The sequence below is a fragment of the Acidimicrobiia bacterium genome (assembly GCA_035651955.1).
In the GTDB taxonomy this organism is placed as follows: domain Bacteria; phylum Actinomycetota; class Acidimicrobiia; order IMCC26256; family JAMXLJ01; genus JAMXLJ01.
In genome coordinates this window covers 15000-36564 of sequence record DASRES010000003.1, presented here as the reverse complement: position 1 = coordinate 36564, position 21565 = coordinate 15000, and the positions used below count along the sequence as shown (strand labels likewise).

At 73.0% G+C, this 21565-nt stretch carries 22 protein-coding genes and 1 tRNA gene; 20 read left to right on the top strand and 3 right to left on the bottom strand.

Annotated elements, in window-relative coordinates; translation table 11 throughout:
- The first annotated feature begins 4 nt into the window (after positions 1-4).
- From VFC33_01100 to rsmI, 7 genes are all read left to right on the top strand, one after another.
- The gene (locus VFC33_01100; protein HZR11820.1) at positions 5-796 is read left to right on the top strand and encodes a thioesterase family protein; all 792 of its coding nucleotides are present in this window, start codon (positions 5-7) and stop codon (positions 794-796) included.
- A 70-nt stretch (positions 797-866) separates the two neighbouring features.
- Positions 867-1358 carry an Rrf2 family transcriptional regulator gene (locus tag VFC33_01095; GenBank protein HZR11819.1) on the top strand — a complete coding sequence of 164 codons (492 nt, stop codon included), beginning with the start codon at positions 867-869 and terminating at the stop codon, positions 1356-1358.
- A gap of 14 nt (positions 1359-1372) precedes the next feature.
- Positions 1373-2299, top strand: coding sequence for an NAD(P)-dependent oxidoreductase (locus VFC33_01090; protein ID HZR11818.1), 927 nt, complete (start codon positions 1373-1375; stop codon positions 2297-2299).
- The gene (locus VFC33_01085; GenBank protein ID HZR11817.1) at positions 2292-2726 is read left to right on the top strand and encodes a hypothetical protein; all 435 of its coding nucleotides are present in this window, start codon (positions 2292-2294) and stop codon (positions 2724-2726) included. Before VFC33_01090 ends, VFC33_01085 begins: the two co-directional genes overlap by 8 nt.
- Positions 2727-2895: 169 nt before the next feature.
- The gene (locus tag VFC33_01080; protein ID HZR11816.1) at positions 2896-3921 is read left to right on the top strand and encodes a DUF933 domain-containing protein; all 1026 of its coding nucleotides are present in this window, start codon (positions 2896-2898) and stop codon (positions 3919-3921) included.
- Positions 3922-3964: 43 nt separating this feature from the next.
- Entirely contained in the window at positions 3965-4282 is a 318-nt protein-coding gene (locus VFC33_01075) for a DUF192 domain-containing protein (protein HZR11815.1), read from the top strand.
- A gap of 15 nt (positions 4283-4297) precedes the next feature.
- On the top strand, positions 4298-5152 hold the full coding sequence (gene rsmI, locus VFC33_01070) for a 16S rRNA (cytidine(1402)-2'-O)-methyltransferase (protein ID HZR11814.1): 855 nt from the start codon (positions 4298-4300) through the stop codon (positions 5150-5152).
- A 29-nt stretch (positions 5153-5181) separates the two neighbouring features.
- On the opposite strand, the gene VFC33_01065 is transcribed toward rsmI, so the two are convergent.
- Entirely contained in the window at positions 5182-5424 is a 243-nt protein-coding gene (locus VFC33_01065) for an AbrB/MazE/SpoVT family DNA-binding domain-containing protein (protein ID HZR11813.1), read from the bottom strand.
- A 66-nt stretch (positions 5425-5490) separates the two neighbouring features.
- Here VFC33_01065 and metG point away from each other — a divergent pair, with 66 nt between their 5' ends.
- The 5 genes from metG (at position 5491) to ispE (ending at position 10907) form a co-directional block, all read left to right on the top strand.
- Positions 5491-7008, top strand: a complete 1518-nt coding sequence (metG, locus tag VFC33_01060; GenBank protein HZR11812.1) for a methionine--tRNA ligase — start codon at positions 5491-5493, stop codon at positions 7006-7008.
- Positions 7005-7805 carry a TatD family hydrolase gene (locus VFC33_01055; GenBank protein ID HZR11811.1) on the top strand — a complete coding sequence of 267 codons (801 nt, stop codon included), beginning with the start codon at positions 7005-7007 and terminating at the stop codon, positions 7803-7805. The genes metG and VFC33_01055 overlap by 4 nt, the downstream gene beginning before the upstream one ends.
- A gap of 124 nt (positions 7806-7929) precedes the next feature.
- Entirely contained in the window at positions 7930-9171 is a 1242-nt protein-coding gene (locus VFC33_01050; protein HZR11810.1) for a septal ring lytic transglycosylase RlpA family protein, read from the top strand.
- Between the two features lie 42 nt (positions 9172-9213).
- Positions 9214-10056 carry a 16S rRNA (adenine(1518)-N(6)/adenine(1519)-N(6))-dimethyltransferase RsmA gene (rsmA, locus tag VFC33_01045; GenBank protein HZR11809.1) on the top strand — a complete coding sequence of 281 codons (843 nt, stop codon included), beginning with the start codon at positions 9214-9216 and terminating at the stop codon, positions 10054-10056.
- Positions 10057-10058: 2 nt separating this feature from the next.
- Positions 10059-10907: a 4-(cytidine 5'-diphospho)-2-C-methyl-D-erythritol kinase gene (ispE, locus tag VFC33_01040; protein ID HZR11808.1), complete on the top strand. Its 849-nt coding sequence runs from the start codon at positions 10059-10061 to the stop codon at positions 10905-10907.
- Between the two features lie 49 nt (positions 10908-10956).
- On the opposite strand, the gene VFC33_01035 is transcribed toward ispE, so the two are convergent.
- Positions 10957-11058, bottom strand: coding sequence for an AURKAIP1/COX24 domain-containing protein (locus tag VFC33_01035; protein HZR11807.1), 102 nt, complete (start codon positions 11056-11058; stop codon positions 10957-10959).
- Positions 11059-11154: 96 nt separating this feature from the next.
- On the opposite strand from VFC33_01035, the gene VFC33_01030 reads away from it, so the two are divergent.
- The 5 genes from VFC33_01030 to pth all read left to right on the top strand — a co-directional run bounded on the left by VFC33_01030 (position 11155) and on the right by pth (position 15138).
- Positions 11155-11225: transfer RNA gene (locus tag VFC33_01030), tRNA-Gln, on the top strand.
- Positions 11226-11282: 57 nt separating this feature from the next.
- The gene (gene glmU, locus VFC33_01025; protein ID HZR11806.1) at positions 11283-12704 is read left to right on the top strand and encodes a bifunctional UDP-N-acetylglucosamine diphosphorylase/glucosamine-1-phosphate N-acetyltransferase GlmU; all 1422 of its coding nucleotides are present in this window, start codon (positions 11283-11285) and stop codon (positions 12702-12704) included.
- Between the two features lie 40 nt (positions 12705-12744).
- Positions 12745-13737, top strand: coding sequence for a ribose-phosphate diphosphokinase (locus tag VFC33_01020; protein ID HZR11805.1), 993 nt, complete (start codon positions 12745-12747; stop codon positions 13735-13737).
- Positions 13738-13842: 105 nt separating this feature from the next.
- On the top strand, positions 13843-14526 hold the full coding sequence (locus tag VFC33_01015) for a 50S ribosomal protein L25 (GenBank protein ID HZR11804.1): 684 nt from the start codon (positions 13843-13845) through the stop codon (positions 14524-14526).
- 6 nt (positions 14527-14532) lie between these two features.
- Complete coding sequence (pth, locus tag VFC33_01010) at positions 14533-15138, top strand: aminoacyl-tRNA hydrolase (GenBank protein HZR11803.1); 606 nt, start codon at positions 14533-14535, stop codon at positions 15136-15138.
- 55 nt (positions 15139-15193) lie between these two features.
- Here the strand turns inward: pth and VFC33_01005 are convergent, their stop codons facing one another.
- The gene (locus VFC33_01005; protein HZR11802.1) at positions 15194-15763 is read right to left on the bottom strand and encodes a YqgE/AlgH family protein; all 570 of its coding nucleotides are present in this window, start codon (positions 15761-15763) and stop codon (positions 15194-15196) included.
- A 131-nt stretch (positions 15764-15894) separates the two neighbouring features.
- Here VFC33_01005 and mfd point away from each other — a divergent pair, with 131 nt between their 5' ends.
- Genes mfd through mazG form a run of 3 tightly spaced genes read left to right on the top strand, consistent with a single transcriptional unit; the run spans position 15895 to position 21511 of the window.
- Positions 15895-19365, top strand: a complete 3471-nt coding sequence (mfd, locus tag VFC33_01000; GenBank protein HZR11801.1) for a transcription-repair coupling factor — start codon at positions 15895-15897, stop codon at positions 19363-19365.
- Entirely contained in the window at positions 19362-20039 is a 678-nt protein-coding gene (locus VFC33_00995; protein HZR11800.1) for a hypothetical protein, read from the top strand. The genes mfd and VFC33_00995 overlap by 4 nt, the downstream gene beginning before the upstream one ends.
- Positions 20036-21511 carry a nucleoside triphosphate pyrophosphohydrolase gene (gene mazG / locus VFC33_00990; protein ID HZR11799.1) on the top strand — a complete coding sequence of 492 codons (1476 nt, stop codon included), beginning with the start codon at positions 20036-20038 and terminating at the stop codon, positions 21509-21511. The genes VFC33_00995 and mazG overlap by 4 nt, the downstream gene beginning before the upstream one ends.
- Positions 21512-21565 lie beyond the last annotated feature (54 nt).

Sequence of the window (21565 nt, the reverse complement as noted above, 5' to 3'; positions counted from 1 at the left end):
CGTTGTGACCGCGGTGTCGATCCCGGACGCCGTCTACCACCGCGAGGGCGACACGCTCGTGCCGACCGAGCTCGCCCGGGGCCCCTGGTCGCCCGACGCGCAGCACGGCGGACCGCCGGCCGCGCTGCTTGCCCGCGCGGCCGAGACGTTCCAGCGCGTCGACGGTGCGCGCGTCGCGCGACTCACGATCGAGCTGCTGCGGCCCGTCCCGCTCGTGCCGCTGCGTGTCGCGGCGCGGATGGTGCGACCCGGCCGGAAGGTGCAGCTCGTCGAGGCGTCGCTGTTCGCCGACGACCTCGAGGTCGTCCGCGCGACTGCGTTGAGGTTGCGCGAGCAGCCGCTCGCCATGCCCGAGGGCATCCTCGATCCGTCACGCCCGGAGGACGGGACGACCGGTGACGTGGCGTTCGAGCGCGACTGGCCCGTCAACTTCGCCGACGCCGTCGAGTTCCGGACCGTGCGCGGCGGGCCGGGCGGGGAGCCGGGACCGGGGACGTGCTGGATCCGCCTGCGCGTCCCGATCGTCGCGGGCGAGGAACCGACGCCGCTGCAACGCCTCGCGGCCGCCGCGGACTTCGGCAACGGGATCAGCTCGCCGCTCGGCTGGGAGCGCTACACGTTCGTGAACCCCGACCTCACGATCGCGTTGCACCGCGCGCCCGCAGGCGAGTGGATCGGCCTCGAGTCGCGCACGTGGCCAGACGCCGACGGCATCGGGGTGGCCGACACCGCGCTGTACGACGAGCGCGGTCGCGTCGGCCGGTCGGTCCAGACGCTGCTCCTCGACGCCCGCTGACGCCGCGGTTGCGGGCGTGTTCACGGACATTTATTATCCGGATAATGCGCATCTCGGAAGGCCGCGCGTAATGCGCATCTCGGAAGGTGTCGAGTGGGGGCTGCACTGTGCCGTGCTCCTCGCCGCGATCCCGGCCGACGCGGCGTTGCCGACCGGTCGCCTCGCCGAGTTCCACGGCGTCCCGGCCGCGTACCTGGCGAAGCACCTGCAGGCGATGTCGCGCGCGGGGCTGCTCGAGTCCGTGCCCGGCGCGCGCGGCGGGTACCGCCTGGCTCGACCGCCCGCGGCCATCACCGTGCGCGACGTCGTGGAGGCGATCGACGGGCCGCAGCCCGCGTTCCGTTGCACCGAGATCCGCCGGCGCGGTCCGGCCGCGGTCGGCGCGCGCGCGTACCGGTTGCCGTGCTCGATCCACCAGGTGATGGACCGCGCCGATGCCGCGTGGCGTGACGAGCTGGCGCGCACGTCGATCGCGGATCTGGTCGCGATGGTCGCCGAGAACGCGCCGGCCGCCGGTCTGCAGAAGGGCATCGCCTGGGTGACCGACGCGGTGAGCCGCTGAGAGGGGAGGCCGTGATGGACGTCTTCGTGGTCGGAGCAACGGGCGAGCTGGGCCGTCCTGCCGTCGCCCGAATGGTGAAGGACGGGCACCACGTGCGGGGCGTCGCGCGCAGCGACGCCAAGGCCACGCTGCTGCGCGATCTCGGTGCCGAGCCCGTCGAGGTCGACGTGTTCGACCGCGAGGCGATGTCGACCGCGGTGAAGGGGAGCGACGCCGTCCTGCATCTCGCGACGCACATCCCACCGGTGCGGGAGATGCGCCGGCCGGGCGCGTGGGAGCTCAACGACCGCCTGCGGAGCGAGCTCTCGCCCATGCTCGTCGATCTCGCGCTCGAGCACGGCGTGGGCACGGTCGTCGCGGAGTCGATCACGTTCCCGTACCCGGACCGTGGGGACGCCTGGATCGACGAGACGGTCCCCGTCGACGCCACGTTCCCGTCGGTCACGGACCTCGAGCGCGCGGTCGAGCGGTTCCGCGAGAGCGGCGGTCGCGGCGTGGTCTTGCGGTTCTCGCAGTTCTACGGGCCGACCGCAGAATCGACGGATGCCGCGCTCGCGTACGCGAAGTGGCGTCTCGCGATGTCGCTCGGCTCACCACGCGGCTACCAGTCGGCCATCCACACCGACGACGCCGGCGAAGCCGTCGCCGCGGCGCTGGACGCGCCGGCCGGCGTCTACAACGTGTCGGACGACGAGCCGTTGACGCGGCGCGACAACGTCGACGCGTTCGCGGCCGCCTTCGGATGCAAGCACCTGTGGATCGCGCCCTCGTGGTTGGCGCGGGTCGTCGGTGGGTCGTCGAGCGCGGCCCTCGCGCGCTCGCACCGCATCGCGAACGCGAAGTTCAAGGATGCGACCGGGTGGGCGCCCGTCTACCCCAGCGCGCGCGAGGGCTGGACGGCGACCGCGGCAGCGAGGAAGGAGCGAGTGGGCGGTGCCTGAGCGCGCGCTCCAGCGGGTGGGCCTGCTGCTGCTCGGTGTACCCGGGATCGTCGTCGGCGCGTGGGCCGCGTTCGCCCCGCGGTCGTTCTTCGACGACTTCCCGGGACTCGGTCAGCAGTGGGTCGCGCCGGACGGCGTGTTCAACGAGCACCTGGTCCGCGACGTCGGCGAGCTCACGCTCGCCCTCGCGCTCGTCGCGCTGGTCGCCGTCGTTTGGACCACGCCTGTGCTGGTTCGGGTCGCCGCGGCGGCGTCGCTCGTCGACGGCGTCCCGCACCTCGTGTACCACCTGCGCCACCTCGACCCGCTCGCACCCGACGCGCGTGTGGCGAGCATCTCGGCGCTCGCGCTCGGGCCCCTCGTCGCGGTCGCGTTGCTGGCGAGCACGTTCCGCGACATCGGTCGCGCGCCCCGCCGGGCGCGATGACGCTCAGCGACGGCCGGACAGCGGACGCTTGCCGTGGTTGGCCTTGTTGCGGCGGGCCCGCAGCTTCCGCTTCTTCGTCTTCTTGCTCATCACGCGCCCTCGGGTCCGGCGATCGACGGGGGAGGTCGCACGTTAGTCGGCGGCGAGGGCGCCGGTAGCCTGAGCCTCGATGGAGCATCTCGGGCTCGTCGGTCTCCCCGACTCCGACCACGGCCGCCTGTTCAGCGCCCTGACGGGCCTCCCGGCACCGGGCGGCTTCGAGACGACGAAGGGCGTCGCGCAGCTGCCGGACGCGCGCGTCGACCGTCTCGGGGAGATGTCGGAGTCGCGGAAGACCGTCTACGCGACGTTCGAGATCGACTACATCCCGGGGCTCGCGCCCGGCGCGCGCCCTGGCGAGGGACTCGGCGCGAAGCTGCTCGGCTCGCTGCGTGACGCGGACGCGATCCTCTACGTGCTGCGGGGGTTCGACGACACAGACCCCGCCGACGACCTCGCGACGCTCGAGTACGAGCTCGTCCTCGCCGACATCGGATCCGTCGAGAACCGCCTCGACCGGCAGCGCCGCGCGGCGAAGGGTGACAAGTCGCTCGGCCCCGAGATCGCCGCGCTCGAGCACGCGCACGCGCAGCTGTCCGAGGGCGTGCCCGTCTACCGGTCGCAGCTCGAGCGGTCCGAGCGTGCGCTCCTCGCGCCGGTGTTCCTGCTCACGAACAAGCCGGTGCTCGTCGTCGTGAACATCGGGCTGGACCAGCTCGGCGATGCGGACGCGGTCGCCGCGCGTGTGGGTGTCGACGACGCGCTCGCCGTCTGCGTCGAGATCGAGGCCGAGGTCGCGGCGTGCGACCCGGCCGACCGTCCGGAGCTGCTCGAGAGCTTCGGCATCACCGAGAGCGTCCTGCCGCGCGCCGCCCGCGCCGCGTACCAGCTGCTCGGCCGGCGCACCTTCTTCACCACGGGTGACAAGGAGACGCGCGCGTGGACGTTCCGCGCCGGGGCCAAGGCACCCGAGTGCGCGGGTGTCATCCATTCGGACCTGCAGCGTGGTTTCATCCGCGCCGAGGTGATCCACTGGGACGACCTGCTCGACATCGGGTCGTGGACGAAGGCGAAGGAGCTCGGCAAGCTCCGCGTCGAGGGCAAGGAGTACGAGGTCGAGGACGGCGACGTGCTCGAGATCCGCTTCAACGTCTGAGATGGGTGCTGGGAGTCGACACGCCGGCGGGACCGCCTGGCTCGTGCGCGACGGTGACGTGCTCGCGACCGCGGAGCTCGCGACGTCCTGGCGCGCGCGGACGCGCGGGCTGCTCGGTCGCGACTCGTTCGACGGCGCGCTGCTCCTCCGCCCGTGCAAGCAGGTGCACACGTTCGGCATGCGCTTCCCGATCGACGTCGCGTTCTGCACCGGTGACGGCGTCGTGCTGCACATGACGTCGCTGCGGCCGTGGCGGATGTCGCGCGTCGTGCGCCGCGCGCGCTTCGTCGTGGAGGCGCCGGCCGGCGCGTTCGAACGCTGGTCTCTGCGCCCGCTCGACGTCCTCGAGATCAAAGAGTAGGGAGGACGCGCGCGCGTGGCCGGGCGGCTCGTCGTGGTCGCGACGCCGATCGGCAACCTCGGTGACCTGTCGCCACGTGCCGTCGAGACGCTGCGTGACGCCGACCTGATCGCGGCGGAGGACACCCGTCGCACGCGCGCGCTGCTCACGCATGCAGGCGTACCGGCGCGCGGGCGGCTCGTCGCGCTCCACGCCCACAACGAACGGCAGGCGCTCGCCCGGGTCGTCGAGCGCATCGCGGCGGGCGACGTCGTCGCATACGTCACGGACGCGGGCACGCCGGGCGTCTCCGACCCCGGCCAAGCCCTCGTCCGCGCGTGCGTCGACGCCGACCTCGACGTGTCGACCGTGCCCGGCCCGAGCGCGGTGCTCGCGGCGCTCGTCGTGTCGGGTCTCGGCGCCGACCGGTTCGTGTTCGAGGGATTCCTCCCCCGCAAGGGGCGCGAACGTGCCCGGCGCCTGGCCGCGATCGCGGGCGAGACGCGGCCCGTCGTCCTGTTCGAGGCGCCCGGCCGGGTCGCGGCGACGCTGCGCGACGTCGCGGATGCATGCGGTGCCGAGCGCCCGGTCGCGGTCGCGCGCGAGCTGACGAAGCTCCACGAGGAGGTCTGGCGCGGACCGGTGGGCGAGGCGGCCGAGCGGGCCGCCCGCGACGAGCCGCGCGGCGAGCACGTCGTCGTCGTCGGCGGGCGGGAGGGTGACGACGGTCCGGCCGTCGACGAGGACACGCTCGACACCGCGCTCCGCGATGCGCTCGACGACGGGCTCTCGGCACGCGACGCCGCTGCCCGTGTCGCGGCCGCGCTCGCGGTGCCGAAGCGAAGGGCGTACGAACGCGCGACCGCGTTGCGACGGCGCGATGGTCGATAGGCGAACCGCGCTCTCGCGCGCGCGTCCGGTCAGGTCGCGCGCAACTGCTCGGTGCACGAGCGGCACACGAGCTTGCCGGAGAACTCGTGCAGATCGGTCGTCGCGCCGCAGAAGATGCAGTGCGCCTCGACCTTCGCGAGCACGATCCGGTTGTCCTCGACGTAGATCTCGACGAGGTCGCCCTCGCGGATCCCGAAGAGGCGGCGCAGCTCGGCAGGGAGGACGATCCGGCCGAGCTGGTCGACCTTGCGGGCCATGCCGATCGCCTTCACAGGCGGCACCCTCCGGGGGTGAATTCGGCGTCGGATCGCCGGGGACGGTCGGTATCGTAGGTCCGCATGTCGCGCCCCTTCTACGTGACGACGCCGATCTACTACGTGAATGACGTGCCCCATATCGGACACGCGTACACGACGGTCGCGGGCGACGTCCTCACCCGGTGGCGCCGGCTCTGCGGCGACGACGTCGTGTACCTGACCGGCACCGACGAGCACGGCCTGAAGATCCAGCAGGCCGCCGACGCCGCGGGGATCACGCCGAAGGAGCTTGCCGACCGCAACAGCGAGCGCTTCCGCGAGACGTGGCGCAGCCTCGACATCGCGAACGACGTGTTCATCCGCACGACCGAGCCGCGCCACTACCGCGCGGTGCAGCAGTTCCTGCAGGCCGTCTACGACGCGGGTGACATCGAGCTCGGTACCTACGAGGGGCTCTACTGCGTCGCGTGCGAGGCGTACTACACCGAGGACGAGCTCGTGGACGGGATGTGCCCGATCCACGGCCGCCCGGTCGAGCGCGTCACCGAGGAGAACTACTTCTTCAAGCTGTCGCGCTTCGAGGACCGGTTGCTGGCGCACTACGACGCGCACCCCGAGGCGGTCCAGCCCGACGTGCGCCGCAACGAGGTGCTCGGCTTCATCAAGCAGGGCCTGCGCGACTTCTCGATGAGCCGGACGTCGATCTCGTGGGGCGTCCCGCTGCCGTGGGACGAGCGGCACGTCGCGTACGTCTGGTTCGACGCGCTCTTCAACTACTGCACCGGCGTCGGGTACGGCGAGGACCCGGCCCGCTTCGACCGCTACTGGCCGGCCGACTACCACCTCATCGGGAAGGACATCCTGCGGTTCCACGCCGTCTACTGGCCCGCGATGCTCATGTCGGCCGGCCTCGAGCCGCCGAAGTGCGTGTTCGCCCACGGGTTCCTGCTGGTCGGTGGGGAGAAGATGTCGAAGACCGGCGCGAACCAGATCGCGCCGGGCGAGCTCGTCGCGGAATTCGGCGTCGACGGGTTCCGCTACCACTTCATGGTCGACCAGCGGTTCGGCCCCGACGGCGACTTCAGCTACGAGGCGATGGCCGCGCGCTACAACGCGGACCTCGCGAACAACTTCGGCAACCTCGCGAACCGCGTCCTCAACATGGCCGTCAACTACTGCGACGGCGTGGTCCCCGACGCGCGCGAGGACGGGCCGCTCGTTGACGCCGCGGCGCGCGCGTTCGACGGGTTCCAGGACGGCCTCGGGCGGCTCGACTTCTCCGGCGGGTTCTCCGCGGTGTGGGAGCTGATCCGCGCGACCAACGCGTACATCGAGGACCGCCAGCCGTGGGCGCTCAACAAGGCCGGCGACGCGACCAAGACCGCCGCGGTCCTCGGGGACTGCCTCGAGGCGCTGCGCATCGTGACGGTGCTCGCGTCGCCCGTCATCCCGAACGCGTGCGGGGTGCTCTGGCAGCGGCTCGGGCAGGCGGGCCGTCCGGAGGACCAGCGGTTGCCGGGCGCGGCGGAGTGGGGCGGCCTGCCGGCCGGGAACCGCCTCGAGAAGGGCGCACCGCTGTTCCCCCGAGTCGAGGCGTGATCGGCGCACCGCCCGGGCCCTGGGTCGACAGTCACTGTCACGTCCCGTTCATCGACGACGGCGCCGCCCCCGACGCGGTCGTCGCGCGTGCGCGCGACGCGGACGTCGCGTGGATGGTCACCGTCGGAACGGACCTCGTGACGTCGCGCGACGCGGTCGCGCTCGCAGGACGCCACGACGAGGACGTGTACGCGACCGTCGGCCTGCACCCGCACGACGCGTCGCGCTTCGACGACGAATGGGACGCGCTCGTCGCGCTCGCCGCGTCCGCGCGCGTCGTCGCGGTCGGGGAGTGCGGCTTCGACCTCCACTACCGCCACTCGTCCGAGGAGGAGCAGGAGCGCGCGTTCCGCGCCCAGGTCGCGCTCGCGCGCACGCTCGACACGACGCTCGTGATCCACACGCGCGAGGCGTGGGACGAGACGTTCCGGGTCCTGGCCGACGAGGAGCTGCCGCCGCGCATCGTGTTCCACTGCTTCACGGGCGGACCCGACGAGGCCCGGCGGGCGCTCGACACGGGTGCGTTCCTCTCCTTCAGCGGGATCGTGTCGTTCCGCAACGCGTCCGACGTGCGCGCGGCCGCCGCGTTCGCGCCGCTCGCACGCGTCCTCGTCGAGACCGACTCCCCGTACCTCGCGCCCGCGCCGCACCGCGGCCGGCCGAACGAGCCCGCGCTCGTCGGCTTCGTCGGGGCCGCGCTCGCCGACGCCGTGCAGCGGCCGGTCGCGGAGGTCGCGGCGGCGACGGTCGCCAACGCACGGGCCGCGTTCGTCCCGGATCCGCCGCCGAGTCGCTGACCTGCGGGTTCTCCGCGGAGACTGGCAGATCCTTCCTCTCGCATTGCCCGGCTCGGGTGGCGTCGATACGTTCCCGCGGTTGCCTCCCGTCGTATCGGGTACGACGGGACGTCGTTCGAGTGCCATGGCGCACCCGACCGGGAGGGCGGACCCGATCACCGAGCACCTGACCCGTCAGTCGACGCGCCATGCCACGCGTCAGGTCCGTCACGACGCCCGCGCGCGGCGCTACGCGTTGCGCGCCGTGCGCCCGTCGCCCGCCCGGGAGGCGGCGCCCGAGCCCGAGGTCTGGCTGCCGATCGCCGACCTGGGCGAGATCCTCGAGCTCGAGGTCGCGGTGTGGGCCTCCGAGCTCTCCGACGACGTCGCGGACCCAGCCGCCGCGTCGGGGAACGTCAACGTGGTCGCCGCGTCGGCGGTCGCGCCCGCGGTCGCCGACCCGCTCGTGCCCGCCCCCGCGCACGCCGACCCGGTCGCGCCCGCCCCCGACGTCGCGCCCCCGCCGCGAGCGCTCGTCGCTCCCGAGCGCGCCCCGGCCGTCACGCCGGAGCGCGCGCCGGCCGTCGCGCCGGATCCCGTCGTCGCGCCGCGACCGTCGCGGGCGCCCGTCCGCCACCGCAGCGGCACCCGTCCGGTCACGCCACCGCGGCCCCGCCTCGTCGAGGCCGCGGTCCTGGGCGCGACCGTCGCGGCCGTCGCCGTCGGGTCGCTCCTGCTGCTCGGACCGGCCCGCCGGCAGGTGACCGTGCGGATGCACGGCGGCACGTTCGTGCGCGCCTCGGGCGCGGCGACCGTCCGCGCGCTGCTGCATGACGAGCACATCCGCCTCCGACGCGGCGAACGCGTCGAACCGGGGCTCGGCGCCGCGCTCCGCGACGGCATGACCGTCACGATCGAAGGATCGAGCGACGCCGCGGCCGCGGCTGCGCCACCCGCGCCCGTCACGCCGGCTCCCGCGGCGGCCGCGCTCGCGGTCCCACCCGCGACTGCCGCACCGACGACCACGAGCACGCCCGCGCTGTCCACGACGACGACCGCCGCGCCGGCCGCGACGTCGTCCACGAGCGCGACGTCGTCGACGACCGCCGCCTCGCGCACGGTCACCATCCGCACGACGCGTGGGCGCGCGAGCGGCGGCGCGAGCTGGTACCGGAGCCCGTGGGGATCGGATTCGTGCGCGAGCCGGACGCTGCCGTTCGGGACGATCGTCCGCATCGTGAACCGCGACACCGGTTCGAGCACGACGTGTCGGGTCGCCGACCGCGGGCCGGTGAACCGCGCGTGGGTGCTCGACCTCGACGACAACGTCTTCCGGCAGCTCTCGCCGCTCGGCCTCGGCGTCATCCCGGTGTCGATCTCCTGGTGACCACACGCTGAGGGAGCCGTCTCGCACGGCGCGCGTGCGACCATGACGATCGTGTCCCTCTCGCCCGCGGGCGTGCGCGCGCTGCTCGAACGTCACGACGTGCACCCGAGCCGCGCGCTCGGTCAGAACTTCCTCGCCGACGCCAACACCGCGCGTCGCATCGTGCGCCTCGCAGACGTCGGGCCCGGTGGGCGCGTGCTCGAGATCGGCCCGGGCGTCGGCTCGCTGACCGTCGAGCTCGCGCGCGCTGGCGCGCGTGTCGTCGCGCTCGAGCTGGACCGCTACCTGCTGCCCGTCCTCGAGGACGTCGTGCGCGACGCGGGTGACGTGCGGATCGTGTCGGGAGACGCGATGTCGACCGATCTCGATGCGTTGCTCGACGACGGACCCTGGCACCTCGTCTCGAACCTGCCGTACAACCTCGCGACGCCGCTCATCATGCGCGTCCTCGACGACGTCCCGCGCGTCACGCACTTGCTCGTGATGGTCCAGCGCGAGGTCGGGGAGCGGCTCGCCGCGCGCGTCGGCGACGACGCCTACGGCGCGGTCTCCGTGAAGGTCGCGTACTACGCCACCGCGAGGGTCGTCGCGACCGTCCCGCCGACGGTGTTCGTCCCGCGACCCCACGTCGACTCCGCGCTCGTCGAGATCACGAGACGCGCGCACCCGGCCGTCGACGTCGCGGATCCGCGCCGCATGTTCGAGCTCGTGCGGGCCGGCTTCGGGCAGCGCCGGAAGATGCTGCGCGGCGCGCTCCGCGGCGCGCTCGGCCGCGACACCGTCGCGGTGTTGCAGGAGGCGGGGATCGATCCCGGCGCCCGGGCCGAGACGCTGACGCTCGACGACTGGGCCGCGCTCGTCGGTGCCGCGACCCGGGACGTGTGAACGTGCTCGAAGCGGTCGCGCCCGCGAAGCTCACGCTCTCCTTGCGCGTGCTCGGCACGCGCCCCGACGGCTTCCACGACCTCGACGCGCTGGTCGTGACCGTGGACGAGCCCCACGACGTGCTCCGCATCACGCCCGGTGGTTCGGGCGTCCGCCTCCGCGTCCGCGGTCCTGCGTCCGACGGCGTTCCCACCGGCGACGACAATCTCGTCGCGCGCGCGGCGCGTCTGCTCGCCGCGCTCGTGCCCGACGCGACGGACGTCGAGATCGTCCTCGACAAGGCGATCCCGCCCGGCGCGGGGCTCGGTGGCGGCTCCTCCGACGCGGCGGCGTTCCTGCGCGCGATGACGGCGCGCGCCGACGTCGACCCCGCTCGCGTGCACGAGCTCGCGGCCCAGCTCGGCTCCGACGTGCCCGTCTGCCTCCGCGGTGGCAGCGCGCGCATGCGCGGCCGCGGCGACGTCGTGGAGCCCGTCTCCCTGCCCGCGTTGCGCGTCCTCGTCGTCGTCCCGCCGTTCGGGCTGTCGACGCCCGCGGTGTACCGGGCGTGGGACGAGCTCGGCGGGCCGTCGAGCACGCGCGCGGTCACCGCGCCCGACGCCGTCCGACACGTGTGCAAGGAGCTCGTCAACGACCTGGAGCCCGCGGCGGAGCACGTCGAGCCCCGCCTCGCGCGCTTCCGCACCGCGCTGGAGGACGCGGCGGAGCTCCCGGCGCTCCTCGCGGGCAGCGGCTCCGCGTACGCGCTCGTGTACGGCCCCGGTGACGGGTGGCGCGACGTCGTCGGTCGCGTCGAGCGTGCGCTCGGGGTGACCGTGCACGCGGGGCTGACGATGGCGCCGAGCGCGTGACGGCCGCCCCAGAGGGCGGCCGTCCGAGTGCTGGATGGGCCGACGAGGTCTAGCGACCCTGTTGGCGGCGCTGCCAGCGCGTCCGCTTGAGCAGCTTCTTGTGCTTCTTCTTGCGCATCCGCTTGCGCCGCTTCTTGATCAGGGAGCCCATGGCGGCGACGAAGATACCCGTCGCCGTCGCGAGCAGTCACATTCGCGTGGCTCGCGGCGGTCTGGACGTCCGGCGTGCGGCGCTATCGTCGACCGGTCGGGGGTGGTGTAACGGCAGCACGGGGTCCTTTGGAGTCCCAAGTCGAGGTTCGAGACCTCGCCCCCGAGCGGTAGGGGCGAGGAAGTGGCCTGCCGATCCCGCAACGACGCGGAGCGAGGTGGACGATGAGCCAGTACCGACCGTTGGCAGCGGTGGTGCTCGCAGCGGGCGAGGGGACGCGCATGCGTTCGTCGACGCCGAAGGTCCTGCACTCGTTGTGCGGGCGGCCGATCCTGCTGCACCTCCTCGACACGTTGGTCGCGCTGCCGCTCGAGCGCGTCGTCGTGGTGGTGGGTCACGGCGCGGAGCGCGTCACGAAGACGTTGCAGGAGCAGCTCGCGACGGAGACGCCGATCGAGTTCGTCGAGCAGCGTGTGCAGCGCGGGACGGGCGACGCCGCGAGCGTCGGCCTCACGGGGTTCCCCGACGACGTCGACGGGGAGTACGACATCGTCATCATCCCGGGTGACATCCCGCTGCTGCGCCCGGAGACGGTCGCCGCCCTCGCGCGCGAGCACCGCTCGTCCGACGCCACCGCGACCCTGCTGACCGCGGTCCTGCCCGACCCGACCGGGTACGGCCGCGTCGTGCGCGACGAGCAGGGTCGCGTCGAGCGGATCGTCGAGCAGACCGACGCGACCCCCGACGAGCTCGCGATCGCCGAGGTGAACCCGTCGATCTACTGCTTCCGCCGCGGTCTGCTCGCACCCGCGTTGCGGCGCCTGAGCCCCGAGAACGCGCAAGGCGAGTACTACCTGACCGACGTGATCGGCGTGCTGCGCCAGGCCGGCCACCAGGTCATCGGCATCCCGGCCGACGACCCGCTCGAGACGATGGGTGTGAACGACCGCGCGCAGCTCGCGGAGGCCGAGGCCGTCCTGCGCGCGCGGATCAACGCCCGGTGGATGCGCGAAGGCGTGACCATGGTCGACCCCGCGCGCACCTACGTCGACGCGACGGTCGAGCTCGAGCCGGACGTGCGGCTGCTGCCGGGCACGATCCTCGAAGGGCGGACCGTGGTCGCGTCGGGCGCGGTCGTCGGGCCCGACTGCCGGCTCGTCGACACGATCGTCGGCGCGGACGCCGTCGTGCAGAACACCGTCGCGCGCGAGTCCGAGATCGGCGACCGCGCGACGGTCGGTCCGTACGTGTCGTTGCGGGCCGGGACGCGCATCGCGGCGGACGCGCACGTCGGCACGTTCGTCGAGACGAAGAACGCGGAGATCGGCGAGGGCGCGAAGGTGCCGCACCTCTCGTACGTCGGTGACGCCGAGATCGGCGACCGCGCCAACATCGGTGCGGGGACGATCACCGCGAACTACGACGGCCGCGAGAAGCACCGCACGAAGGTCGGGCGCGACGCGCGGATCGCGTCGAACACGGTGCTCGTCGCGCCGGTCGAGGTCGGCGACGGCGCGTACACGGGCGCGGGCGCGATCGTCACCAAGGACGTCCCGCCGGGCGCGCTGGCCAAGGGTGTCCCCGCCCGGGTCGAGGAGGGATGGGCCGAGCGACGGCGGGGACGCGACCAGCCGCGCGACGAGTAACGAGCGACGGCGCTCCGGCGGGTGCGCGAGGATGGCGGGGATGGAGGTCGTCCCGCGCAAGAAGCTCATGCTCTTCTCCGGCCGCGGCAACCGTGAGCTGGCGGAGGAGATCGCCGCCGACCTGCAGGTCCCGCTGGGCGACGTCGTCCTGTCGACCTTCGCCAACGGCGAGCTCTACTGCCGCTACGGCGAGAGCATCCGCGGTGCCGACGTCTTCATCCTCCAGAGCCACTGCGACCCCATCAACGACCGGCTGTTCGAGCAGCTGATCATGATCGACGCCGCGAAGCGCGCGTCGGCGAAGCGCATCACCGCGGTCTGCCCGTTCTACGGCTACGCGCGCCAGGACCGGAAGGCCGAGGGCCGCGAGCCGATCACCGCGCGACTCGTCGCCGACCTGCTCACCGCGGCTGGTGCGAACCGCGTCGTTACCGTCGACCTGCACACCGGGCAGGTGCAGGGCTTCTTCGACATGCCCGTCGACCACCTGACCGCGGTGCCGATCCTCGCCGCGTACCTCGCGGACGTGATCGCGGACGACGAGGTCGTGCTCGTCGCGCCCGACGCCGGCGGCGGCAAGCTGGCGCGGCGCTTCGGCGACTATCTCGCCGACGACGGCGCGGGGAAGCGCACCGAGCTCGCGTTCATCGACAAGCGCCGCCCGAAGGGCACGCACAACGTCGCGGTCGCGACGGAGGTCGTCGGTGAGGTCGACGGCCGGACGTGCGTGATCGTCGACGACATCATCGACACCGCGGGGACGGTCACGAGCGCCGCGAACCTGCTCGTCGACCGCGGCGCGAAGGACGTCTACATCGCGGCGACGCACGGCGTCCTGTCCGGTCCGGCCGTCGACCGGCTGAAGAACGCGCCGGTGCGCGAGGTGATCGTCACGAACACGCTGCCGATCGCCGACGACAAGCACTTCGACTCGCTCCAGGTGCTGTCGATCGCGCCGATCGTCGCCGAGGCCCTCGACGCCGTCTTCGAGGACACGAGCGTCAGCGAGATCTTCCGGGGTGACAACGTCTGACGGGCTGAAGATGCGGCACTCACGTACGCATAGCGTCTGTGAGTGCCGCATCTTCTAGACTGAGCGTTCTTCCTGGTCACCCTCGTCGCGGAGGACGCGCGCGCCATGGCCGACACGATTCTCAGCGCGGAGTTGCGCACCGAGCGGGGCTCCGGCCCCGCGGGACGGCTCCGCCGCACGGGGCGCATCCCCGCCGTGGTCTACGGGCTCGACGCCGACAACCTCGCGGTGAGCGTCCCCGTCCGTGAGCTGAACCACATCCTGGCCGGCGAGTCGGGTGCGAACACGATGATCACGCTCGACCTCGGGAGCGAGCAGGTCCTCACGCTCGCCCGCCAGATCCACCGTCACCCGGTGCGCGGCGACCTCGAACACGTCGACTTCGTCCGCATCCGCCGGGACACCGCGGTGAGCGCGGAGGTCCCGATCTCGCTCGAGGGCGACTCGCCGGGCGTGCGCGATGGCGGGCTGCTCGAGCAGCAAGTGTTCACGCTGACCGTCGAGGCCAAGCCGGCCGACATCCCGACCGGCATCACGCTCGACGTGTCCGGTCTCGAGATGAGCGACCAGCTCCACGTCCGTGACATCCCGCTGCCGCCCGGCGTCACGACGCACCAGGACCCGGACGAGGTCGTGGTCGTCGTCGCGGTGCCCCGGGGCGCCGCGGCCGCGCCGCTGCCCGAGGAGGAGGCCGCCGCGGCCGAGGCCGCGGCCGCGGCCGAAGCGGGCGAGGGCGGCGCGGGGGGCGAGGCCGCGGCATCGAGCGGCGGCGAGTCGTCCGAGAGCTAGGGCCCGGTGTTGCGGCGCGGCGCGCCGCGCGAGCCGCGCACGGGTACGCCGGCCGACCTGCTCGTCGTCGGGCTGGGCAATCCCGGCGCCGAGTACGCGCGCACACGCCACAACGTGGGTGCCGAGGTCGTCGAGCTGCTCGCCGCGCGCCACGGCGGTCGTCTCCGCAAGAGCAAGGAGCGCGCGCTCGTGGACGAGGTGCGCGTCGACGGCCGACGGCTCGCGCTCGCCGTCCCGCTCACGTACATGAACGACTCCGGTCAGGCGGTCGCGCCGTTGGTGCGCCGCTTCGGCGTCGGCCCCGAGCACCTCGTCGTCGTCCACGACGAGCTCGATCTGCCCGTTGCCGCGCTGCGCATCAAGGCGGGTGGCGGTCTCGCCGGGCACAACGGCCTGCGGTCGATCAAGTCGCACCTGCACACCGACGCGTTCCTGCGCGTGCGGATCGGTGTCGACAAGCCGGTCACCAAGGAGCGCGGCGCGGACCACGTGCTCAACAAGTTCTCGAAGCGCGAGCGCGCCGAGGTCGACGTGACGATCGAGCAGGCCGCCGACGCCGTCGAGACGATCCTGCGCGAAGGCGTCGACGCGGCGATGAACCGCTTCAACTGATGTTCATGCGTCGCCGAACGTCGCTCTACGACAACGAGCGACGCACAAACGCTCCTCAGTTGGTCGAGATGTCGTCCGGGTAGTTGGCGAGCCAGGACAGCGTGCCGCGCTGGCGCTTCAGCACCGCGCGCCACAACGAGCCCGGGTTGCTCGCGAGCGCGTCACCCACGTCCGCGTCGACGACGAACCAGCCGCCGACCTGCAGCTCGCCCTCGAGCTGACCGGCTGCCCACCCCGCGTATCCCGCGAAGACGCGCACCTCCCGCACGACGGGCTGCAGCTCGTCCGGATCGCGGCCGAGGTCGACGGTTCCGAGCGGGCCGAGGACGCGCGTCCAGCCGTCACCCTCGCCGTCGCTGTCCGGTGCGCTGGCGGCCACTCCGAGACCGATCGCCGCGGTCGGCGCGACCGGCCCGCCGACGAACACGACTCCCGGCGCGGCCGCGACCGAGTGCCAGCCCGGCAGCGTCTCGACGAGCATCGTGTCGCTGGGCCGGTTGAGCACCACCCCGATCGCGCCCTCGTCGTTGTGCTCGAGGACGAGCACCACCGTCCGGTCGAAGTTGGGATCCGTCAGCACGGGGCTGGCGACGAGGAGCCGACCCTTGAGCGACCGCGGCAACACGCCTCGATCGTCGCGCGCTCCCGCGGCCGCCCCGGGGCGCCGGCGGGCGGCCGGAGCGCCTCCGGTACGCTCGATGCCGACCGCCCCGGAGCCTCCCGGCTCCGGCGTTTCGCGCGCCCACGCCCTTCGGAATGCCAGCTCCCTTCGCCGCCCTGCCCCCGCTCCTCGCCGACGATCCGACCGTCGTCGCGCTCGCGTCCGGCTCCGCGACCGTCGTCGCGGTGCCCGACGCCGCGCGGGCGCTCGTCGCCGCCGCGGTCGGGGCGCTGAGCGGCCGGCGGCCCGTCCTCGTCGCGACGCCGACGCGCGCGGAAGCCGACCGTCTCGCCCACGACCTGGGTGCACTGGTCGACCCGGACGACGTCGCGCTGTTCCCCGCATGGGAGACCCTCCCCTTCGAGCGCGTGTCGCCGGCGCTCGACACGATGGGCCGTCGACTGCGCGTCATGTGGCGGCTGCGTCGCGGCCGCGACGGCGACCGCGACCGGCTTCCGCGCGTCGTCGTCGCGCCCGCGCGCGCGCTCGTGCAGCGACTCGGCCCGCACGTCGAGGACGTCGAGCCCGTCGTCGTGACGCCCGGCGCGCGCGTCGACCGCGACGAGCTCGTCGAGCAGCTCGTCGCGGCCGGGTACCGCCGCGAGTACCAGGTCGAGGCGCGCGGCGAGATCGCGGTGCGCGGGTCGATCGTCGACGTCTACCCGTCGACCGCGGACCATCCCGTGCGCGTCGACCTGTGGGGCGACGAGGTCGATCGTCTCTCGATCTTCTCCGTCGCCGACCAGCGTTCCACTCACGACGTCGACGCGGTCGAGATCTTCCCGGCGCGTGAGCTGCTCCCGACCGACGACGTGCGCGAGCGGGCGCGAGCGCTCGTCAAGACCGCGCCCTGGGGCCGCGAGCAGTGGGAGCGGCTCGCTGAAGGCCAGACGTTCGACGGCATGGAGTCGTGGCTGCCGTGGCTCGTCGCCGACGAGCACCTGCTTCCCGACCTCCTCCCGCGGGGCGCGCTGGTGCTGCTCGTCGAGCCGAAGCGCCTGCGCGACCGCGCCGCGGACCTGCTCGAGGAGGAGGCCGCGCTGGCCGGCACGCTCGCGACGACGTGGGACGTCCCGGAGGGGCAGGACCTGCCGCGGCTCTCGCTGCCGTTCGATCGGTTGCTCGCGCACACACGCGCGGGCGTCGCGTCCGTGTTGAGCGCGCCGGAGGGTCCGTCGACGCCGCTCGTCGCGGCGAGCGCGTTCGACCCCGTGGTCGGCGACGTGGAGGGACTCGCACGCCGCCTCCGGAGGATGACGGACGACGGGTACCGGGTCGTGCTCGCCGCAGAGGGGCAGGGGAGCGCGGCACGCCTGCACGACGTGCTCGCGCAGGAAGATCTCGTCGTCCCCGTCGGCGACGCGCCCTCGCTGCAGCCCGGTGACGTCTCGCTCGTCGTCGCGCCGTTGGAGCGCGGCGCGGTGCTGCCGAGCGTGAAGCTCGCGCTCGTTGCCGAAGCGGACCTCACCGGGCGCCGGCGCGTGCACCGCCGGCCGCGTGGCGCGCGCCGCGGAGCCGACTTCTACGACGACCTCAGGACGGGCGACTTCGTCGTGCACCATCAACACGGCGTCGGTCGCTACGCGGGCATGGTCACGCGCGCGATCGGCGGCGTGGAGCGTGACTACCTGCTCGTCGAGTACAAGGGCGGCGACAAGCTGTACGTGCCGACCGACCAGGTCGGTCTCGTCCGCCGCTACACCGGCGGCGACAGCCCGACGCTGAACCGCATGGGCGGCAGCGACTGGGCGAAGACGCGCTCACGCGTCCGCAAGGCCGTCGCGGAGATCGCGGCCGACCTCGTCGCGCTCTACCGGCAGCGGCTCGCGACGACCGGTCACGCGTTCGGGCCCGACACCCCGTGGCAGCACGAGATCGAGGACGCGTTCCCCTACGAGGAGACGCCCGACCAGCTCAGGGCGATCGACGACGTCAAGGGCGACATGGAGCGCGACGTCCCGATGGACCGGCTCGTGTGCGGCGACGTCGGCTACGGCAAGACCGAGGTCGCGGTGCGCGCCGCGTTCAAGGCGGTGCAGGACGGCACCCAGGTCGCGGTGCTCGTCCCGACCACGCTGCTCGCCAACCAGCACGGCCAGACGTTCCGTGAGCGCTTCGCGAACTACCCGGTGCGCGTCGAGGTGCTGTCGCGGTTCCTGTCGACCAAGGAGCAGGACGCCGTCGTCGCCGGGGTCGCGGACGGCACGGTCGACGTCGTCATCGGTACCCACCGCCTGCTGTCAGACGACGTGAGGTTCAAGCAGCTCGGCCTGCTCGTCGTCGACGAGGAGCAACGGTTCGGCGTGCAGCACAAGGAGCGCATCAAGCGGCTGCGCACCAACGTCGACGTGCTCACGCTCACCGCCACGCCGATCCCCCGGACGCTCGAGCTGTCGTTGACGGGCATCCGGGACCTGTCGCTCGTCAACACGCCGCCCGAGGACCGCCAGCCGATCCTCACCTACGTCGGCGAGTACGACGAGCGCGCGGTCGCCGAGGCGATCCGGCGTGAGCTGCTGCGCGAAGGCCAGGCGTTCTACGTCCACAACCGCGTCCAGGACATCGATCTGGTCGCGGCCGAGCTCCGCGAGCTCGTGCCGGAGGCACGGATCGCGATCGCGCACGGTCAGATGGACGAGGGACACCTCGAGCGCGTCGTGCTCGACTTCGCGGAGCACGAGTACGACGTGTTGGTGTGCACGACGATCGTCGAGAGCGGTCTCGACATGCCGACGGTCAACACGCTGATCGTCGACCGCGCCGACCTGCTCGGCCTCGCGCAGATGTACCAGCTGCGCGGTCGCGTCGGCCGGCGCGGTCAGCGCGCGTACGCGTACCTGCTGCACCCGCCCGACCGCGTGCTCACCGAGGAGGCGTACGAGCGACTGAAGACGATCGGCGAGTTCACCGACCTCGGGTCGGGGTTCAAGATCGCGATGCGCGACCTCGAGATCCGCGGCGCGGGGAACCTGCTCGGCGGGCTGCAGTCGGGTCACATCGCGGCGGTCGGCTTCGATCTCTACTGCGAGATGGTGACCGAGGCGGTCGGCGAGCTGACCGGTGAGAAGCCGCCCGAGCCCTTCGAGGTGACGATCGACGTCGCGGCGGACGCGTACCTGCCGCGCGACTACGTGAGTCGCGACGACGTGCGCATGGAGGCGTACCGGCGGCTCGCCGCCGTCACGACCGAGGCCGACGTCGACGACGTCCGCGACGAGTGGCTCGACCGGTACGGGCCGCTGCCGCCGCCGGCGGAGACGCTTCTCGACGTCGCGCGCCTGCGCGCCGAGTGCGTCCGGCTCGGCATCAACACGGTGACCGTCGCGCGCAACATGGCGCGCCTGCAGCCCGTCACGCTGCGCGAGTCACAGAAGGTGCGGCTGCGCCGAATCGCGCCGAAGGCCGTCGCCAAGCCCGACGGCGAGCTCGCGGTGCCCATATCGCAGAGCCATGTGATCGAGGAGTCCTCAGCCGCGTTCCTCGTCGGGCTGCTGCGCGAGCTCGTACCACCCGCGGCGGTTTCGCCGCCGGCACCCGGGGCGCCGCTAGCATCCGCAGCGCCATGACCCGGTTCCGCTTCCTCGCTCTTGCCGCGCCCGCGCTCGCGATCGCCGTCGTGCTGTCCGGCTGTGGTGTCGCCAGCCATCCCGCCGCGACCGTCGGCGGGCACGACATCTCGCTGACGTCGTTCCAGGACGACCTCTCGCACTTCCGCGACAACAAGCAGTTCCGCAACGTCTACCAGCAGCAGATCGGCTCACCGCTGACGCACACGGACGGCACGGTCGACTCGCGGTGGAGCGCGATCTGGCTCACGCAGCTCGTCGAGCTCCAGCTCACCGACAACCTGTTCGCGCAGCGTCACCTCACGACGTCGGCGACGGACCGTCAGGGCGCGCAGCAGCAGGCCGACCAGTTCTTCGGCTCGGCCGCGGTCTTCAACGCGTTCCCCGCGTCCTTCCGCAACGAGTTCATCGACAAGCTCGCCCGGTTCCAGGCGCTGGCGCGCGACATCACGCAGACGGCGCCCGACCAGACCACCGCGCAGAACCGGCTGTCGACGGAGCTCCTCGGGGCGCTGCGGAAGGCGAACGTGCGGGTGAACCCGCGCTTCGGCACCGTCGACCTCACCTCGCAGGGATTCCAGATCAGCCCGCCGAAGGCGCCGAACGTCCAGGAGCAACGCGGCACCACCACGACGACCGGGACGCCGCTGCTCGGCACGACGCCGGGCGGGTGACGACGGCCGGCGTCGTCGTCGTCGGCCTCGGCCCCGCCGGGGCCGATCTGCTCCTCCCCGCGGCACGCGCCGAGATCGTCCGGGCCACGACCCGCTTCACACGCACCGCGCGCCATCCGGCCGTCGACGACCTCGCGCGCGACGGCGTCACGTTCCGGTCGTTCGACGACGTCTACGAGCGCGCCGCGAGCATCGAGGACGTGTACGTGACGATCGCGTCGACCCTCGCCGGCGTCGCGACGCGCGAGGGCGAGGTGCTGTACGCGGTGCCGGGCAGTCCCGCGGTCGCGGAACGCAGCGTCGAGCTGTTGCGCGCCCGGGACGACGTCGACGTGCGGGTCGTGCCCGGGTTGTCGTTCGCAGACCTCGCGTGGGCGACGCTCGGCGTCGACCCGGCGGGTCGCGGCGGTGAGGTCGTCGACGGGCACGACTTCTCACTCGACGCGACGACGGGTTCGCATCTCCTCGTCGCGCAGGTGGACTCGCGCTTCGTGCTGTCCGACGTCAAGCTCGAGCTGCTCGAGGTCCTCCCGCCCGACGCGCGCGTGACCGTGCTGCAACGGCTCGGCCTGGCCGAGCAGTCGGTGCGCGACGTCGCGCTCGCCGACCTCGACCGCGACGTCGAGCCCGACCATCTCACCGCGCTCGCCGTCGAGCTCGGCGACCGCCGCACCGGTGCGCAGTTCGCCCGGTTCGTCGCGCTCACCGCGCGCCTGCGCGATCCGGGGGGCTGCCCGTGGGACGCGGAGCAGACGCACCACTCGCTCGCCCGCTACGTGCTGGAGGAGGCGTACGAGACGGTCGAGGCGATCGAGACGCTCCCCGGCGACGCGCCCGCCGGCGAGGTCGACACGCGCGCGTACGCCCCGCTCGAAGAGGAGCTCGGCGACCTCCTGTACCAGGTCGTGTTCCAGGCCAAGCTCGCGACGGAAGCCGGCGCGTTCACCGTCGACGACGTCATCCGCGGTGTGCACGACAAGCTCGTTCGCCGTCATCCGCATGTGTTCGGCACCGTCGAGGCCGACACGACCGACGAGGTCCTGCGCAACTGGGAGCACATCAAGCGCGCCGAGAAGGGACGCACGTCGCTGATGGCGGGCGTCGATGCGGGCCTGCCGTCGCTGCTGTACGCGCACAAGGTGCTGCGCAAGGCCGCCGCGGTCGGTCTCGCCGACGAGCGCGCCGACGCGGCCGCGGTGCGGGTGCGTGACGCGGCGGACGCGTACGTGCGCGCACGTGACGACGACGTGGACGCGACCGAGCGCGCGCTCGGCGATCTCCTCGCCGGCGCGGTCCGCATGGCGCGGGCACGCGGCGTCGACGGCGAGTCCGCGCTGCGCGGCTGGGCCGCTCGCTTCCGGGCCCGCTTCGAGGCGATGGAGCGACTCGCCGCGGCGCGGGGCACCGACCTCGCGGACGCGGAGGCGGCCACCGTCCGCGAGCTCTGGGACGAGGCGGGTGACGGCGCCTGAGCGTGCTCGCGCGGCTGCATGACGTGCCCCGTCGGCATCAGAGGACTAAGTTCG

What these genes read in the sequence shown, in the direction of transcription:
- VFC33_01095 (HZR11819.1), top strand. Translation starts at nt 867, where the DNA reads ATGCGCATCTCGGAAGGTGTCGAGTGGGGGCTGCACTGTGCCGTGCTC.
- VFC33_01090 (HZR11818.1), top strand. Translation starts at nt 1,373, where the DNA reads ATGGACGTCTTCGTGGTCGGAGCAACGGGCGAGCTGGGCCGTCCTGCC.
- VFC33_01080 (HZR11816.1), top strand. Translation starts at nt 2,896, where the DNA reads ATGGAGCATCTCGGGCTCGTCGGTCTCCCCGACTCCGACCACGGCCGC.
- metG (HZR11812.1), top strand. Translation starts at nt 5,491, where the DNA reads ATGTCGCGCCCCTTCTACGTGACGACGCCGATCTACTACGTGAATGAC.
- VFC33_01050 (HZR11810.1), top strand. Translation starts at nt 7,930, where the DNA reads ATGGCGCACCCGACCGGGAGGGCGGACCCGATCACCGAGCACCTGACC.
- rsmA (HZR11809.1), top strand. Translation starts at nt 9,214, where the DNA reads ATGACGATCGTGTCCCTCTCGCCCGCGGGCGTGCGCGCGCTGCTCGAA.
- VFC33_01035 (HZR11807.1), bottom strand. Translation starts at nt 11,058, where the DNA reads ATGGGCTCCCTGATCAAGAAGCGGCGCAAGCGGATGCGCAAGAAGAAG.
- glmU (HZR11806.1), top strand. Translation starts at nt 11,283, where the DNA reads ATGAGCCAGTACCGACCGTTGGCAGCGGTGGTGCTCGCAGCGGGCGAG.
- VFC33_01020 (HZR11805.1), top strand. Translation starts at nt 12,745, where the DNA reads ATGGAGGTCGTCCCGCGCAAGAAGCTCATGCTCTTCTCCGGCCGCGGC.
- VFC33_01015 (HZR11804.1), top strand. Translation starts at nt 13,843, where the DNA reads ATGGCCGACACGATTCTCAGCGCGGAGTTGCGCACCGAGCGGGGCTCC.
- mfd (HZR11801.1), top strand. Translation starts at nt 15,895, where the DNA reads ATGCCAGCTCCCTTCGCCGCCCTGCCCCCGCTCCTCGCCGACGATCCG.
- VFC33_00995 (HZR11800.1), top strand. Translation starts at nt 19,362, where the DNA reads ATGACCCGGTTCCGCTTCCTCGCTCTTGCCGCGCCCGCGCTCGCGATC.